Origin of the sequence: Bacillus sp. FJAT-28004 (assembly GCF_001280845.1) — a bacterium.
Taxonomy (GTDB): domain Bacteria; phylum Bacillota; class Bacilli; order Paenibacillales; family Paenibacillaceae; genus Pristimantibacillus.
Genome location: NZ_LGHP01000001.1, coordinates 3771461 through 3788429 on the forward strand (window position 1 = coordinate 3771461; position 16969 = coordinate 3788429).

General features: G+C 44.2%; 14 protein-coding genes and 2 other annotated features. Of the genes, 8 read left to right on the forward strand and 6 right to left on the reverse strand.

Annotation, left to right across the window (positions count from 1 at the left end; translation table 11 throughout):
• Positions 1-148: 148 nt before the first annotated feature.
• The 5 genes from mnmE to rpmH form a co-directional block, all read right to left on the reverse strand.
• Complete coding sequence (gene mnmE / locus AC787_RS16445) at positions 149-1528, reverse strand: tRNA uridine-5-carboxymethylaminomethyl(34) synthesis GTPase MnmE (protein WP_054025770.1); 1380 nt, start codon at positions 1526-1528, stop codon at positions 149-151.
• Positions 1529-1624: 96 nt separating this feature from the next.
• Positions 1625-2248: an RNA-binding cell elongation regulator Jag/EloR gene (gene jag / locus AC787_RS16450; protein ID WP_054025771.1), complete on the reverse strand. Its 624-nt coding sequence runs from the start codon at positions 2246-2248 to the stop codon at positions 1625-1627.
• Positions 2245-2967 (reverse strand): YidC/Oxa1 family membrane protein insertase, encoded by a 723-nt coding sequence (locus tag AC787_RS16455; RefSeq protein ID WP_054027106.1) that lies wholly within the window; start codon positions 2965-2967, stop codon positions 2245-2247. Before AC787_RS16455 ends, jag begins: the two co-directional genes overlap by 4 nt.
• A 302-nt stretch (positions 2968-3269) precedes the next feature.
• The gene (gene rnpA, locus AC787_RS16460; protein WP_054025772.1) at positions 3270-3641 is read right to left on the reverse strand and encodes a ribonuclease P protein component; all 372 of its coding nucleotides are present in this window, start codon (positions 3639-3641) and stop codon (positions 3270-3272) included.
• Between the two features lie 127 nt (positions 3642-3768).
• Positions 3769-3903 (reverse strand): 50S ribosomal protein L34, encoded by a 135-nt coding sequence (rpmH, locus tag AC787_RS16465; RefSeq protein WP_054025773.1) that lies wholly within the window; start codon positions 3901-3903, stop codon positions 3769-3771.
• Positions 3904-4545: 642 nt separating this feature from the next.
• Here rpmH and dnaA point away from each other — a divergent pair.
• From dnaA to gyrB, 6 genes are all read left to right on the forward strand, one after another.
• Positions 4546-5901, forward strand: a complete 1356-nt coding sequence (dnaA, locus tag AC787_RS16470; protein WP_054025774.1) for a chromosomal replication initiator protein DnaA — start codon at positions 4546-4548, stop codon at positions 5899-5901.
• Between the two features lie 323 nt (positions 5902-6224).
• Positions 6225-7367, forward strand: coding sequence for a DNA polymerase III subunit beta (dnaN, locus tag AC787_RS16475; RefSeq protein ID WP_054025775.1), 1143 nt, complete (start codon positions 6225-6227; stop codon positions 7365-7367).
• Between the two features lie 36 nt (positions 7368-7403).
• Entirely contained in the window at positions 7404-7619 is a 216-nt protein-coding gene (gene yaaA / locus AC787_RS16480) for a S4 domain-containing protein YaaA (RefSeq protein WP_054025776.1), read from the forward strand.
• 27 nt (positions 7620-7646) lie between these two features.
• Positions 7647-8756 carry a DNA replication/repair protein RecF gene (recF, locus tag AC787_RS16485; RefSeq protein WP_054025777.1) on the forward strand — a complete coding sequence of 370 codons (1110 nt, stop codon included), beginning with the start codon at positions 7647-7649 and terminating at the stop codon, positions 8754-8756.
• A gap of 30 nt (positions 8757-8786) precedes the next feature.
• Positions 8787-9038, forward strand: a complete 252-nt coding sequence (gene remB / locus AC787_RS16490; protein ID WP_054025778.1) for an extracellular matrix regulator RemB — start codon at positions 8787-8789, stop codon at positions 9036-9038.
• 46 nt (positions 9039-9084) lie between these two features.
• Complete coding sequence (gene gyrB, locus AC787_RS16495) at positions 9085-10995, forward strand: DNA topoisomerase (ATP-hydrolyzing) subunit B (RefSeq protein ID WP_054025779.1); 1911 nt, start codon at positions 9085-9087, stop codon at positions 10993-10995.
• Between the two features lie 33 nt (positions 10996-11028).
• Here gyrB and AC787_RS16500 read toward each other — a convergent pair whose 3' ends face one another.
• Complete coding sequence (locus AC787_RS16500; RefSeq protein ID WP_054025780.1) at positions 11029-11802, reverse strand: YheC/YheD family protein; 774 nt, start codon at positions 11800-11802, stop codon at positions 11029-11031.
• 288 nt (positions 11803-12090) lie between these two features.
• Between AC787_RS16500 and gyrA the strand changes: the two genes are divergently transcribed.
• The gene (gyrA, locus tag AC787_RS16505) at positions 12091-14574 is read left to right on the forward strand and encodes a DNA gyrase subunit A (protein WP_054025781.1); all 2484 of its coding nucleotides are present in this window, start codon (positions 12091-12093) and stop codon (positions 14572-14574) included.
• A gap of 104 nt (positions 14575-14678) precedes the next feature.
• Complete coding sequence (locus tag AC787_RS16510; RefSeq protein ID WP_054025782.1) at positions 14679-15752, forward strand: HD-GYP domain-containing protein; 1074 nt, start codon at positions 14679-14681, stop codon at positions 15750-15752.
• A gap of 423 nt (positions 15753-16175) precedes the next feature.
• Positions 16176-16733: a sequence feature (16S ribosomal RNA rRNA prediction is too short), on the forward strand.
• Between the two features lie 20 nt (positions 16734-16753).
• Positions 16754-16940: a sequence feature (16S ribosomal RNA rRNA prediction is too short), on the forward strand.
• Positions 16941-16969 lie beyond the last annotated feature (29 nt).

A 16969-nucleotide genomic window follows, 5' to 3' on the forward strand; every position in this document is an offset into this window, starting at 1 on the left:
TTCACACAGACTTACATTGCACAGCCCCTACAACAAGAACCTCAGCTGCATTTAGCAAATACCACTATAAGCAACTAACATAACGATCTTCTACATTAAAGCCGCACTGTAAGTTTAATTCATATCGGCAGCAAAAGCCTACTACCATCTATTTCCCTAGGCAAAACTGCGAGAAAATTTGATCGATCAATGAATCTCCAGCCTCATCACCTAAAATTTCACCAAGCGACTCCCATGCCGACCTGGCATCGATTTGAATCAGATCAATTGGAATTCCAGTATCAGATGCTTCTATAGCATCGACTAGTGATTGCCTTGCCCGCTTCAATAAAGCAATATGTCGAACATTGCTCACATATGTCAAATCACCGGATTCAAGCTGACCCTCAAAAAACATCTCGCTTATCGTCTTCTCTAAGCGATCAAGTCCGTCTTCCTCAAGAACTGACATTTTTACGATGGAATCGGCAGAAATCGACTCCTCCACCACCTCAATTTCTAATTGACGCGGCAAGTCAGTCTTATTTATGATCGCAATGACTGGACGACCCTTCATTTGCGACAAAAGCTCCCGATCATCGACTTGCAATGGCTCGTTATAATTGAGCACTAACAAAATGAGATCCGCTTCTTCAAGCGCATTTCGTGAACGCTCCACACCAATTCGCTCAACGACATCGGTCGTTTCACGAATACCCGCTGTATCCAGCAGTCGAAGTGGAATTCCATTTAACGCTACAAATTGTTCTATGACATCACGAGTTGTTCCAGGGATATCCGTAACGATAGCCTTATTCTCCTGCGTCAACACATTCATAAGAGATGATTTACCGACATTGGGCCGTCCAACAATAGCTGTTACAATGCCTTCTCTCAATATCTTGCCTTCGTTTGCGGTTTTTAACAGACGATCTATTTCATCAATAGCAGAATCGCATTGGTCACGAATGAACGAACTAGTCATTTCCTCTACGTCATGCTCCGGATAATCGATGTTCACTTCAATATGGGCAAGCAGCTCAATAACCGTCTGCCTCAATGCCTTAATCCTCTTCGACAGGACGCCTTCCGCTTGTTTACGAGCAACGGAAAATGCACGATCTGATTTTGAACGAATCAAATCGATAACAGCCTCTGCTTGCATAAGGTCGATCCGCCCATTCAGAAAGGCACGCTTCGTAAACTCGCCTGGTTCTGCGGTACGATAGCCGTCTAGCTGTAATACGACATCAAGCACCTTTTTAACGGCAATAACGCCACCATGTGCGTTTATTTCGACAACATCCTCCGCGGTAAACGAACGGGGACCTCTCATCAATGTAACCAGTACTTCTTCAACTTCTTCTCCCGACCTCGGATCGAGAATATGTCCATAATGCAGCGTATGTGTATCCGCATCATTTAGGTTTATTTTCGAACGAAAAACACTAGCGATACCAGTAATTGCTTCGGGTCCGCTCACTCTTATTATTGCGATTCCGCCTTCTCCGACTGCTGTGGAAATGGCAGCTATCGTATCATGTACCATTGCTGTCAGCACCTCTCAAATGGAAAAACAGCAATGACCATTATGAGCCATTGCTGTGGATAGCGTATTGATTCGTATACATTTATATTGTGCAATTTATTGTCTTAATGCTATAACGACTCGCCGATTCGGCTCATCACCTTTACTGAACGTTTTCACCTTAGGGTGGTTTTGCAACTGCGAATGAATAACTTTGCGCTCATGCGGCGACATCGGCTCCAGGACAACTTCTTTCCTAGTGCGGATAACTCGTCCCGCCAAACGATCGGATAAATCCGCTAACGTTTTGCGGCGGCGCTCCCGAAAATCCTCTGCATCAAGTACGATACGCAAATGACTGTCTGAGTAACGATTAGCCACAATATTAACCAAGTACTGTAATGCATCCAACGTTTGTCCGCGACGTCCAATCAGCATGCCAAGATCTCCACTGCCTGTTACAGCGATGTTAATACCTTCTCTTGTTTGCTTTCGATCGATGTTTACTTGCAATCCCATCGTGCCAGCCACTTCGCGGAGAAAATTCTCCGCTTCAAGCATGGGATCGGGAATAAGCTCAAGCTCAACTTTCGCTTCCTTTGCGCCGAACAGTCCAAAGAAACCTTTGGTTGGCTGCTCAAGCACAACTTGTTTAACGCGGTCTTCAGTTACTTGCAATTGTAATAATCCGTTACGCACAGCATCTTCTACCGTTTTCCCCGATGCAATGATTTTCTTCATTTCGCAGGGGCCTCCTTACCCTTGTCAGATGAACGAACGTATAGGAAGTAGTTTTGAATGATTGTGTAAATGTTACTGTAAACCCAGTACAAAGGAAGAGCCGCTGGGAATGAAAGTGCCATTACAAAAATAAGCACAGGGAAAATCGCCAGCATCATGCCCATACCTGGCATCGTTTGTGTTTGCTGCTTCTGCATCATCTTGGACTGAATGAAAGTTGTAGCAGCAGCAAGAACCGGAAGAATATACAGTGGATCCTTCTCACCAAGTTCAAGCCAAAGGAACGTATGCTCACGAATATCAGGGTTTTTATAAATTGAATTGTACAAAGCGATAAAAATCGGCATTTGAACAATCAGAGGCAAACAGCCCGCCATCGGATTTACCTGATGCGTTTGGAACAGCTTCATCGTCTCTTCCTGCTGCTTTTGCGGATTGTCTTTATGTTTTTTCTTAATTTCAGCCATTTGCGGCTGCAACGCCTGCATAGCTTTGGAACTGCGATACTGTTTTAGCGTTAACGGCAAAATCAATGTTCGTACAATAATCGTCAGGAGCAATATAGCAAGTCCGTAGGATTCGCCAAACCAGCCTGCGAACGTATCAAGCGTTAAGGCAAAATAATAAACGACGTTCTTCTCCCAGAAGTTCCCCTTCAATAGATCAGCAGTCTCCGTTGTTTCCGTTGATGGAGCACCGCATCCTGCCAGTACACCCATAAGCAGAACAAGACCTAACACTAAAATCAATTTCTTGTTTTTTGTCCAAAACAACAACTTTAAAACTCCTCTCTGAAAGCCATTACATCAAGCGTCAGCGGCCATAGCCGTACTCTTGCGGCGCAGCATATGTTTCGTGGAAAAATACAGGCATTGTATAACTTATACAATCTTATATTTTCATTCTAGACTATACCATAATTTATGGGACAAAGAAACAACGAGACTAACCATGCATCCGCTTTCTTAATGCATGCTTTATCACGTTTTTTAGGCATGCGAAGCAAGCCGGCAAAATAACGTTAATCTGCCTGCTTCTCCTTTGAAAAACTCGTGCTTTTCAGCAAACCTGCTTTCTTCAATACATGAAGAACGCTCTTCTCCATATCCTTCATCTTCATCAATGTAGCAGGCTTTCTTACTATTAGTATGAAGTCGGTTCTGGGTACGATTCGATTTGCCTGGTGACGAACAATTTCTTTAATCATTCGGCGCATGCGATTGCGTACGACCGCATTGCCTATTTTTTTACTCGCCGATACACCAAGGCGAAATGGTTCCGCCGATGGCTGTTTCGACCAATAGACGACGAATTGCCCATTCGCAAACGATTTGCCGCCTCGATAAATCCGGCTGAAGTCTTCACGATTGCGAAGACGCAATTTTCTATGCACGACTGTTGGCCACCGTTCTCTTATTCATCTTCTAAGTATAGTCAGCAAGCGAGCTGCATAAGCAGCTGCTCACTCACTCTTCAACCTCATAAGCAAAAAAAAAAGACCACCAGACGTGGTCTTCTGCTTATGCGCTCAGTACTTTTCTTCCTCTTTGACGACGCGCTGCCAAAACTTTACGTCCGTTCTTCGTGCTCATCCGTTTGCGGAATCCATGCACTTTCGCGCGTTTGCTTACATTAGGTCTAAATGTAGGTCTCATCGTTCTGCACCTCCTATACTGCGTGTTTCCAATCAAGCGTAAACGGCTCTCGCCGCCATAGATTGACGGAGCAGCATCGTTTCGCGGTGAAATATAAGCAGCATTATAAGCATACACCTATAACGTCTTATATTTAAAAAAACGCTTTTTTTATTAAACCATGTCCGGCACCAAAAGTCAATGACCAGCCCCAGCTCCCGCCTGTTGATAAAAAAAATTCAGAAGGCAGTTGTGGATAAGCGCATGAATTGACTTCGTTTTTCAAAAACTAATAACATGTGCACAATCCACAGGGGGGTCAAACGAACTTTGTCGAAATCTTAACAAGATATAAACAATATGTAGTGGTGTAGATAACTTTTATGCACAAGCAGTTGAGAATGTGGATAAAATATGCGATTCCGTTGAAATATAAGGCATCTTTTGCTATGATTATTATGTTTTCACTGTGGATTAGATCAATATTGCCTCAGTTTTATCAACAGCCTGTGGATAACATTGTGAACAAACTCATCCCCTATTTATAACTCATTCGCATATTATTCTTTATAATGTGGATGCTTTCGTTATAATACCCTTGTTTTCGACATTTTTTCTTGCAACTGCGCCATTCGTGGCGATTTGGATAAGGAGTGACAGTCTGTGGACAGCCATACCTATGATTTATGGCAGCAAGTGTTGTCGATCATTCAGACTAAATTAAGCAAACCGAGCTTTGACACTTGGTTCAAAGCAACGAAAGCTAATTTTGTTGATGATTCTATGCTTGAAGTAACAGCGCCGACAACATTTGCGGCCGAATGGCTGGAGGGCCGTTATACGAAGCTAATAAGAACAACACTGTATGAATTTTTGGGCAGACAAGTTGATGTTCGCTTCTCTATTGAAGAACCGAAGGGTGCGGAGCCTGCATATATGTTTCCGCCGAAAGCGGTGCATTCCCCCGTCATGAACGAGGAAGCGACACCTACTCATATGCTTAACCCGAAGTATACGTTTGATACATTCGTTATCGGGGCTAACAACCGTTTTGCGCATGCAGCATCGCTTGCCGTGGCGGAAGCGCCAGCCAAAGCCTACAATCCATTGTTTTTATACGGTGGAGTCGGGCTCGGTAAAACCCACTTAATGCATGCCATTGGCCACTACATCATGGATCACAACCCGAATACGAAAGTTCTTTACATCTCTTCTGAGAAATTTACCAACGAGTTCATTAATGCTATCCGTGATAACCGTGGTGAAAGCTTCCGTACGAAATATCGCAATATCGACGTTCTTCTCATCGACGATATTCAATTTCTAGCCGGAAAAGAACAGACGCAGGAAGAGTTTTTCCATACTTTTAATGCACTGCATGAGGAGCGGAAACAGATTGTCATTTCAAGTGACCGTCCTCCAAAAGAAATTCCGACGCTGGAAGAACGGCTGCGTTCTCGCTTTGAATGGGGACTCATTACCGACATACAGCCGCCGGATCTAGAGACACGGATTGCTATATTACGCAAGAAAGCACGTGCTGAGAATTTAGATATTCCTAACGAAGCGATGATCTATATTGCTAATCAAATCGATACGAATATCCGTGAATTGGAGGGTGCCCTTATTCGGGTAGTCGCCTATTCATCCTTAATAAACGCTGATATTACGTCGCATTTGGCGGCAGAAGCGCTCAAGGACATCATCCCCTCCAGCAGACCAAGAATGATTACGATGCACGATATTCAGACGAAAGTCGGGGAGTTCTATGGGCTGCGGCTAGAGGAATTCAAAGCGCGAAAAAGAACGAAAGCGGTAGCCTACCCAAGGCAAATTGCAATGTACCTATCCAGGGAGCTGACCGATTTCTCTTTGCCGAAGATTGGTGAAGCTTTTGGTGGACGTGACCATACAACTGTTATCCATGCGCATGAGAAAATTACACAGCAGCTTAAGATAGATCAGGACCTATACAAAATCATTCAAAACCTGACAGAAAAGATCAAAAATCATATGTGAACAACTAAGCAAGCCTATGCACAAGCTATGCACATGTGGATAGGCTTGCTTTATCGGTCTTCCAAGGGGTTATCCACATATTCAGTGCCCCTACTACTACGACTACTAAAAATCTTTAAAAAAACATCATCAAATACGCCTAAACGGCTGATGCCAGCCTTTGCAGGCAAAAGCTCGCTTCGCGGTGAAGTATAAGGTTTGTATAACGTTCAAATTTATACACCCTACTATTCAAAACATAACCGAATTTCGGCATTTTCAAAAAAATCGTTTCGTGCGAGCTCATACTTGGATGAATTTATAAGAACGCTAGGAGTGAAATCATGAAATTAACAATCTCAAAAAATGAATTAAACGATGCGATCCAGCAAGTGGCAAAGGCTGCTTCCTCACGTCCTGCCATACCTATTCTCGGTGGTATCAAAATCGAGGTTACTCATCTAGGGGTAACACTTACAGCAAGCGATACCGATATCTCAATTCAAAGCTTCATCCCTGTGGAAAGAGATCAATTCGTTATTGCACATGTGGATAAACCAGGAAGCGTCGTTTTACCCGCAAAGTTTTTTGTGGAGATTGTAAAAAAGCTCCCATCCGAGCAAGTTATTATTGACGTGAGCAACACTTATCAAACGATGATTCGTTCAGGCTCAACTGAAATTCAAATGGTCGGACTTGATCCAGAAGAATTTCCGGTACTTCCTTCCATTGAGCAGAACGAAATATTGCAAATGCCAGGAGATCTATTAAAAGCGATGATTCGCCAAACGGTTCTTGCAGCTTCAGCAAGTGAACAAACACCTATTTTGACAGGTGTGCTTTGGAACTTGCTTGAAGGAGAATTGAAATTTATAGCAACGGACCGCCATCGTCTAGCTAGTCGTACAGCACAAGTTGATACTGAGGCACAGCTCAAATTTAGCAATGTCGTTATTTCAGCCAAAACACTTATTGAGCTATCCAAGCTCGTTCCCGAGCAAAACGCGCTCGTTGATATCGTTGTTACAGACAATCAGGTTCTGTTTAAACTCGGAAACGTTTTGTTTTATACACGTATTCTTGACGGAACATATCCCGATACTTCTAAAATTATTCCGCAAACGTTCAAAACAGAACTTGTACTTGATACAAAAAATGTGATGGACGCTATTGATCGTGCTTACCTTATGTCTCGTGAGGAAAAAACAAATATCGTACGCCTAATGACGCTTGAAGATGGAACGATCGAAATTTCATCAAGCTCAACTGAACTAGGCAGGGTAACCGAGCAGCTTGAAGCTAAGGAATTTAATGGCGAGCCTCTTCGAATTGCCTTTAACTCCAAATATATGCTCGACGTCCTTAAAGTTATTGACAGCGAGCAATTGTTTATTGGATTCACAGGCGCAATGAGCCCTATTATTATTCGTCCTATGGACCACGCGTATAGCATGTATGTCATCTTGCCTTATAGAACAACAGGCTAAATTCAAATATAAGCAAGAAAGGACTGACCTATTTCCATGAAAGAAATCGTCATCAAGACGGAGTATATAACGCTTGGCCAGTTTTTGAAGCTCTCTGATTGTATTCAAACCGGCGGACATGCGAAGTTTTTCCTTCAAGAAAACACTGTCGTTATTAACGGAGAAGCGGATAACCGCAGAGGAAGAAAATTGTATGCTGGTGATAAAGTAGAAGTTGAAGGCTGCGGCATCTTTACGGTAGGTAGAGAGTAACGCACCAACGGACCGGGAGGTCAAAACGTGTTTTTAACGAGCATACAGCTGCAAAATTATCGGAACTACAGCGAGATTGATTTGCAAACGCCTAATAAGGTCAATATATTTCTTGGTCAAAATGCTCAAGGCAAAACCAATTTGCTCGAGGCTATTTTCGTACTTGCATTAACCAAGTCTCATCGCACATCGAAGGATAAGGAACTCATTGGCTGGCATGAAGGTTCCGCTCGTATTTCTGGTGAGGTCGATAAGAAGTACGGAGCGATCAAGCTGGATCTCCTTTTCTCAGCGCAAGGAAAAAAGGCGAAAATAAACGGACTTGAGCAGCGTAAGCTCAGTGATTTCATCGGTTCGGTAAATGTCGTTATGTTTGCGCCAGAGGATCTTGAAATTGTAAAAGGAACGCCGGGAGTGCGAAGACGGTTTCTCGATATGGAAATCGGACAAGTACAGCCCGGCTATTTGTATACACTCCAGCAATATGGAAAAGTGCTGCAGCAGCGTAACAATTTTTTGAAAGCCTCCTATCCTGGAGGGGCAAATCAAACGATGCTTGAAGTGTGGAATATGCAGCTTGCTGAGCATGGTGTTAAAATCATGAAAAAAAGGAAACACTTCATACATAAATTACAAACGTTTGCAGAACGAATACATGCAGGCATAACGAACGGCGCTGAGCAGCTCACGATTGAGTACCGTCCTTCTTTTGATACGGATGCCCAGCAAGATGAAACTGTTTTATTTGATCAATTTATGATAAAGTTAACACAGGTGAAAGATCAGGAGATTCGCAGAGGGGTTACGCTCGTGGGTCCGCATCGCGATGATTTGGCGTTTTTTATTAACGGCAAAGAAGCACAAACTTACGGCTCACAGGGACAACAGCGAACAACGGCCCTGTCTTTAAAATTGGCAGAAATAGAACTCATTAACGAGGAAATCGGAGAGTATCCGATTTTGCTGCTTGACGATGTGCTGTCAGAGCTTGATCAGAATCGTCAGACGCAGCTTATTGAGACATTTCAGAGCAAAGTACAAACCTTTATTACAACGACCGGCCTTGAAAGCGTGAATGTGAGCAGGCTTCAGGATGCCGGCATCTATCATGTGCATGACGGCCGAGTGACACGTTAAATTGCGAATAGGAGAGGTGAGGAAGAGGACATGTACATCCATTTGGGCGGCGAGAAAATAATTCGGGCTGCGGAGCTCGTGGCCATCTTTGATATTTCTATCGAGCAATCCTCTAAACTATCCAAGCAATTCGTTGCGGGAGCACGCAAGCGTAAGGACGTTGAAACGATAGGCGAAGAAGAGCCGAAATCGATCGTTGTAACGAAGCAAAAAATATATTATTCGCCTATTTCATCCTCTACGCTTAAGAAAAGAGCCCATCAGTTTGTGGCGAACGGCTAGAGCGAAGGCGATCAGGAACAGCAGTTGAGAGGAGCAGTGAAGTTGCATGTCTTTGGAACAGCATACGTATGACGAGAGTCAGATACAGGTCTTGGAAGGTTTAGAGGCGGTACGCAAACGTCCGGGGATGTATATTGGCTCCACTAGTGGCAAAGGTCTTCACCATCTCGTATGGGAGGTTGTTGATAACAGTATTGACGAGGCTTTGGCCGGTTATTGCTCAAAAATCGAAATTATCGTTCATGAGAATAACAGCGTAACGGTTATCGATAATGGACGCGGTATCCCTGTAGGCGAGAATGCGAAACTGAAAAAATCGACGCTAGAAGTCGTTATGACTGTTTTGCATGCGGGAGGTAAGTTCGGCGGAGAGGGCTATAAAGTATCCGGCGGCTTGCACGGGGTCGGCGTATCTGTCGTAAACGCACTGTCCGAGCTTGTCATTGTTCAAGTAAAACGCGAAGGTCATATCTACCAGCAAGAGTACCGCAAGGGTGCTCCGCAGTATGATATCAAAATTATCGGCGAGACAACGGAAACGGGTACTCAAGTAACGTTTACGCCTGATACAGAAATTTTTACGGAAACGACCGTATATGACTATGAGACGCTGCAGTCGCGTATTCGCGAGCTTGCATTTTTGAATAAAGGCATTGAAATTGTTCTTAGTGATGAGCGTACAGGCGTATCCAATACGTTTAAATATGAGGGCGGTATTATCGAGTTTGTAAAATACTTGAACCGCAATCGCGAACCTCTACATGAGCTGCCGATTTATGTTGAAGGCTCGAAGGATCATATCCAGGTAGAAGTCGCTTTACAGTATAATGACAGCTACACCGAGAATATATACTCTTTCGCGAATAATATTAATACACATGAGGGCGGTACGCATGAGTCGGGCTTTAAGAGCGCCCTTACGCGTATTATCAACGATTATGCCCGCAAAACAAACCTAATCAAGGACAATGATTCAAACTTCTCTGGTGATGATGTGCGTGAAGGATTGACGGCTATTATTTCTGTCAAAATCCCAGAACCGCAATTCGAGGGACAAACAAAGACTAAGCTTGGTAACAGCGAAGTCCGCGGAATCGTAGAGTCATTTTTTGCCGAGAAGCTGCAGGAGTTTCTTGAGGAGAACCCTTCTGTATCACGCAAAATCGTAGAAAAAGGTTTGTCGGCCGCTCGTGCTCGTGAAGCAGCGCGCAAAGCGCGTGAGCTGACTCGTCGCAAAAGTGCCCTGGAAGTTGGCTCTCTGCCTGGTAAACTTGCCGATTGCTCATCTAAGGATGCATCAATCAGTGAGCTGTACATCGTAGAAGGTGACTCAGCTGGCGGATCTGCTAAGCAAGGTCGCGATCGTCATTTCCAAGCGATTTTGCCGCTTCGCGGTAAGATTTTGAACGTAGAAAAGGCTCGCCTCGATCGGATTCTTGGCAATGCTGAGATTCGTGCTATCATTACTGCGCTCGGCACCGGAATTAGCGAGGACTTTGACCTTGCTAAGGCGCGTTATCACAAAATCATTATTATGACCGATGCCGACGTCGATGGTGCGCATATTCGTACGCTCATGTTGACGTTCTTCTATCGCTATATGCGTCAAATTATAGATGCTGGCTATATTTATATTGCACAGCCTCCTCTCTTCAAGATCGAGCGTAATAAAGTTATTCGCTACGCGCAAACCGAGAAGGAGCGCGATAGGATCATTGCTGAATTTGGAGAAGGCGTCAAAGTAAACGTTCAGCGCTATAAAGGACTAGGAGAGATGAACGCTATTCAGCTTTGGGAGACAACGATGGATCCCGAGAGCCGTACGATGCTCCAAGTAACGATAGAGGACGCGATTGAAGCTGATGTCGTATTTGATACGCTTATGGGTGATAACGTTGAGCCTCGCCGTGAGTTCATTCAGAAATACGCTAGATACGTAACAAATCTAGATGTTTAAAATAACTGATTTTCGTAAAGAAGCAGCCGTCCATTATGGACGACTGCTTCTTTTTTTGAAACGGCCATAGGCAGCTGCATAGCGATATACTTTTTGAAAGACGCTTTTATCAGGCAGCTTTCGAAAGATATATGGGTCGGGGAATGTATTGACTTCCAAGATCCATGGATGCAGTTTTGCGTCGATTGCAATATCGACACCTAGTTCTTTTATATTTGGGTATGCAGTCTCTAAGTGATGGGCAATGGTAATGCTCACTTTTTTTAATTTGTTTTTGAAGGCAGCGAGCTCAGCTGAGTTAGTATGATCCCTCATGAGCAGCTCAAGCGCCATTGGAGTACCTCCGCTATGATAATTGGTCACAATTTTTGCAGGATGAGCGAGTCTCCCGATAATACCGGTGACTTCCCATTCGTTACGAGGGTTTTTCTGAACCATGACGCGAATATCGAAACGGCGCTTCTGATGCCTAAGCAAATGAATACCCCTTTGAACGAGATAACTTCGCTTCTTCGTTTGTTGCGACAGCTTATGATACATCTGTTCGAATGTAGGGAAAGACAAGATCTTCGTCCCTAACTGATAACGATATCCGAGCGCAGGTAGGGTTGTTTTTTCCACGCGAATGACGCCATTGCCGAATGTACCGTTTGTCGGCTTGACGTAGACCATACCGTATTCATTAAGCATCGATTGAAGGCTGCCGTGTCCGAATAGATTCGTTGCAGGCATATAGGTGCGTAAATAACCCGACGTCAGCAAGACTTTTGTTTTGGCCCATTTACTCGTAACACGTTGTATACTCAACGATTTTTCTCCTTTCCGAATGCTGCTTCTCCAGGTAATCGCTTTGAAATGATGCAGGAGACAGACTTTCGATTGAGTGGTATAATGAAAGTTAGGTTTGTTTATTATATGGCAGCTTTTCATGTATGGAGAGCGGTAATTCACCTATTTTTAGCTGTCAATATCGAAAGTTTCACAGGAATTCCAAAAGCATGAGCAAAAAAGGTTTATATGCTCGCTTTTTGAGAAAGTAATATAAGAGTTATGTTTGTTTAAGAGTAGCTATAGATGGCGTCAAGGAGGTAAATCATGGCGGAAGAACAACGTATGTCTGTAAGAGATCGGGATATTGGTACGGAGATGCGGGATTCCTTTATGGATTACGCAATGAGTATCATCGTAAGTCGTGCTCTTCCTGATGTTAGGGATGGACTTAAGCCAGTGCATCGACGCATATTGTATGCGATGTCTGAGCTCGGCATGTCACCAGACAAGCCCCATAAGAAGTCAGCGAGAATAGTAGGAGAAGTAATTGGTAAGTATCATCCACATGGTGATTCTGCAGTGTATGAATCAATGGTACGAATGGCACAAGATTTTTCCATGCGTTATATGCTCGTAGATGGACATGGTAACTTTGGTTCAATTGATGGCGACTTTGCAGCTGCCATGCGTTATACGGAAGCTCGTCTTTCGAAGATCGCAATGGAACTGCTGCGTGATATCAACAAGGAAACGATTGATTTCGCACCCAACTATGATGGCGAAGAATCAGAGCCAGTCGTATTGCCAGCACGTTATCCTAACCTTCTCGTAAACGGGGTTACGGGGATAGCGGTCGGTATGGCCACGAATATTCCTCCTCATAACTTGAATGAGGTTATCGATGGGGTACAGGCGCTAATTGTAAATCCTGATATTACGCCGCTCGAGCTAATGGAGTATATAAAAGGGCCAGATTTTCCAACAGCCGGTTTTGTAATGGGTCGTCAGGGTATACGTCAAGCTTATTTGACAGGCCGTGGATCTGTAACGATGAGAGCGCGGGCTACCATTGAGGAGAGTAACGGCAAAGCGCGCATTATTGTGCATGAGCTGCCTTATCAAGTCATTAAAGCTCGTTTAGTTGAGAAAATAGCCGAACTTGTTCGCGAGAAGAAAATCGAAGGCATTACTGATTTGCGCGATGAATCTGATCGTAACGGCATGCGCGTAGTTATTGAGCTTCGCCGTGATGTGAACCCGAGCATCATATTAAATAATTTATACAAGCATACACAGCTGCAGTCTAACTTTGGGATTAACATGCTGGCACTCGTAAACGGCGAGCCCAAGACGCTAAACATACGCGATATGCTTTATCATTATTTGCAGCATCAGATCGAGGTCATTCGTCGTCGCACAGAGTTCGAACTGAAGAAGGCTGAAGCACGGGCGCATATTTTGGAGGGCTTGCGAATCGCGCTTGACCATTTGGATGAGGTCATTGCTCTAATTCGCGCTTCCCAAACTGCAGATCAAGCTCGTGAAGGTTTGATTACAAGATTCTCGCTCAGTCATGAGCAGGCGCAAGCGATTTTGGATATGCGTTTGCAGCGCTTGACTGGTCTGGAAAGAGATAAAATTGAAGCAGAGTATGCAGAACTTATGCGTAAAATTGCTGAATATAAAGCGATTCTAGCTGATGAGCAGCTTGTGCTTGATATCATCAGTACGGAGCTTGCAGAAGTGAAGGATCGTTTCGGTGATGAGCGTCGTACGGAGCTAATGGCAAGTGATGAGGAAATTCTAGACGAGGATCTTATTCCTCGCGAGGATGTTATCATCTCCATTACTCACACGGGCTACATCAAACGTTTACCGGTTGGCACTTATCGCAGCCAGAAGCGCGGCGGCAAAGGCGTAGTCGGCATGGGTACCAAGGATGATGATTTCGTTGAGCATCTATTTGTATCCAATACGCATCACTACCTGCTGTTCTTTACGAACAAAGGTAAGGTGTATAAGTTGAAAGCCTATGAGATTCCTGATCTCAACCGTACTGCACGCGGTACACCAATCATCAATCTTATTCAAATTGAACAGGGTGAGACGATTAATGCGGTCATACCTGTACAAGAATTTGATTCTGAACATTTCTTGTTCTTTGCTACAAGGCAAGGGGTTGTGAAGAAGACTCCACTTGATGACTATGTCAACATACGGAAAGTCGGATTAATCGCGATCTCTCTTCGTGAGGATGATGATCTCATTGGTGTGAAGCTGACTGACGGAAACCAGGAGATTATTATGGGGACGGCGCAGGGTATGTCCATTCGTTACTCCGAGCAGGATGTTCGCTCAATGGGACGTTCGGCTACAGGCGTAAAAGGTATCCAACTCGATGAAGAAGATACCGTTATCGATATGGATGTTATCGTACCTGATAAGGATATTCTGATCGTTACCTCCAAAGGTTATGGCAAGCGGACTCCAGTGGCCGATTACCGTATTCAGAACCGTGGTGGTAAAGGGATCAAGACGCTCAACGTAACCGAAAAAAATGGACCGATCGTATCGCTTAAAGTGGTAGAAAACGATGAGGATCTTATGATTATGACGGCATCTGGCACGATGATTCGTACCAGCATGGAAGGCATATCGACGATGGGACGGAATACGCAGGGTGTAAGACTAATTAATACACGTGAAGACGATACGGTAGCGACTGTTACTCGTGTTGCTCGCAGCGAAGATAATGAAGTTATGGATGAGAACGAAGAGCAAGATGGCGGCGAAACGACGCTAGAGTAAAATGCAGAAGACCCAGCTGACTCCGTCGCATGACGAGTCAGCCCGGGTTTTCCGTATTAATGGGAGTACATAATACTATTCAGGCACAAGGGGAGAGGACTCTCGTGGCAGCAGTAACATTATTACATCTCAAATTAGGCGACAAAATCATTGAAGATGTCCTCACCCCACTTGGCAGTGTTTTATTTCAAAAGGGAAAGATCGTTACCCCTAAAGAAATAGAAATATTGCAAGCATTTCTCATTACTAGTGTTGAAATTGAATCGAACCTTGATCCAAGCAAAACAAAAGAAGAAACCGATGAGGATGTTAGCCAAGAAGCGAGTTCAGCATTAGTCGCATCTCCCCTTCATGAAGAGTACGACAAAATGATTATTGTTCTTCGACAAGTATTTAATACTGTTGCAGCCAGCCAAGCCATGCCGATCATGGATGTTCGTAAGCAGCTTGAGCGAATACTGGAGCACATAAAAAGCTATAATTTGCTGACCTTTGTACCACGTCAATTTATGGAGAAAGACTATTTGCTTCATAACAGCATTACGTCTGCATTAACCTCTTATCAAATTGCACAATGGACAGGCTTCCCTCAAAAGGATTGGATGCAAATTGCGTTTGCCGGTTTACTGCATGATATCGGCAACGTCCGAATTGACAAAGCGATCTTAACGAAGCCTAATTCGTTATCAGCAGAAGAAAAAGAAGAAATGAAGCGTCATACAGTTCTTGGGTATCAACTACTCAAAAATGTATCTGCTCTTAATGAAGGAGTAAAGATGGCGGCGCTTCAGCATCATGAGAAGGTTGACGGAACAGGTTATCCGCTCGGCATAGATGCGACGAAGATAAACCCTTATGCTAAGATTGTAGCAATTGCTGATATATTTCATGCAATGACCTTAAACAAGGCATATAGGAAGGCTGCCTCTCCTTATCTCGTATTGGAACAAATCCAAAGCGATTCATTCGGTAAGCTAGATCCTACGTATGTACGTACATTTGTAGAGAAGGCTACTCAGTTCCATAATGGTATTGTCGTGAAGCTTAGCGATGAACGTATCGGGGAAATTGTATTCTCGGATCGCAATCATCCCACTAGGCCTTGGGTATCCATTGATGGTGTAATCGTAAACCTAATCGTTGACCGGCATCTTCATATTAAAGAAGTGCTCAGATAAGGTGAGTTGTCACATGCCAAGTAAGTACAAATGCGCTAAGCAGACTAATCCAAGCCTGCTTGCCGCATCATTGTACTTATTTTTTTTATTGTAATAGAAGAATAACTACTGAAAGTTAGGAAATTATATAATATGTTGCAACTGTTTATTTGAGATTAAAATGTGATTAAAGCTGACTGTTAAGGCAAACAGAAGGTATGATATGCTAATACAAAAAGTTTTTCGCAAATAATGAAAAAAACCCTTGCAATGCCATAGGCGCCTATGATATATTATCTAGGTCGCCAACGAGACACACGGTCGACACGAAAGAAAAGATTGCTCTTTGAAAACTGAACAACGAGTAATAACTGCCTCGCAAATCCTTCGGGATAAGCGAAAAARSSRWWAAAAAGTAATGAGCATTTCAAACACCAATTTGGAGAGTTTGATCCTGGCTCAGGACGAACGCTGGCGGCGTGCCTAATACATGCAAGTCGAGCGGAGTTGATGAGGTGCTTGCACCTCTGATACTTAGCGGCGGACGGGTGAGTAACACGTGGGTAACCTGCCTATAAGACTKGGATAACATTCGGAAACGAATGCTAATACCGGATACGCGATTTGGTCGCATGATCGAATCGGGAAAGATGGAGMAATCTATCACTTATAGATGGACCCGCGGCGCATTAGCTAGTTGGTGAGGTAACGGCTCACCAAGGCGACGATGCGTAGCCGACCTGAGAGGGTGATCGGCCACACTGGGACTGAGACACGGCCCAGACTCCTACGGGAGGCAGCAGTATGGAATCTTCCGCAATGGACGAAAGTCTGACGGAGCAACGCCGCGTGAGTGATGAAGGTTTTCGGATCGTAAAGCTCTGTTGCCAGGGAAGAATGCTTGGGAGAGTAACTGCTCCCAAGGTGACGGTACCTGAGAAGAAAGCCCCGGCTAACTACGTGCCAGCAGCCGCGGTAATACGTAGGGGGCAAGCGTTGTCCGGAATTATTGGGCGTAAAGCGCGCGCAGGCGGCCTTGTAAGTCTGTTGTTTAAACTTGGGGCTCAACCCCAAGTCGCAATGGAAACTGCAAAGCTTGAGTACAGAAGAGGAAAGTGGAATTCCACGTGTAGCGGTGAAATGCGTAGAGATGTGGAGGAACACCAGTGGCGAAGGCGACTTTCTGGGCTGTAACTGACGCTGAGGCGCGAAAGCGTGGGGAGCAAACAGGATTAGAT

Bases quoted from the DNA above. Each gene is read 5' to 3' on its own strand.
- yaaA (WP_054025776.1), top strand. From the start codon at position 7,404: ATGAAAGAAATCGTCATCAAGACGGAGTATATAACGCTTGGCCAGTTT.
- rpmH (WP_054025773.1), bottom strand. From the start codon at position 3,903: ATGAGACCTACATTTAGACCTAATGTAAGCAAACGCGCGAAAGTGCAT.
- gyrA (WP_054025781.1), top strand. From the start codon at position 12,091: ATGGCGGAAGAACAACGTATGTCTGTAAGAGATCGGGATATTGGTACG.
- gyrB (WP_054025779.1), top strand. From the start codon at position 9,085: ATGTCTTTGGAACAGCATACGTATGACGAGAGTCAGATACAGGTCTTG.
- dnaN (WP_054025775.1), top strand. From the start codon at position 6,225: ATGAAATTAACAATCTCAAAAAATGAATTAAACGATGCGATCCAGCAA.
- remB (WP_054025778.1), top strand. From the start codon at position 8,787: ATGTACATCCATTTGGGCGGCGAGAAAATAATTCGGGCTGCGGAGCTC.
- mnmE (WP_054025770.1), bottom strand. From the start codon at position 1,528: ATGGTACATGATACGATAGCTGCCATTTCCACAGCAGTCGGAGAAGGC.
- AC787_RS16455 (WP_054027106.1), bottom strand. From the start codon at position 2,967: ATGGGTGTACTGGCAGGATGCGGTGCTCCATCAACGGAAACAACGGAG.
- jag (WP_054025771.1), bottom strand. From the start codon at position 2,248: ATGAAGAAAATCATTGCATCGGGGAAAACGGTAGAAGATGCTGTGCGT.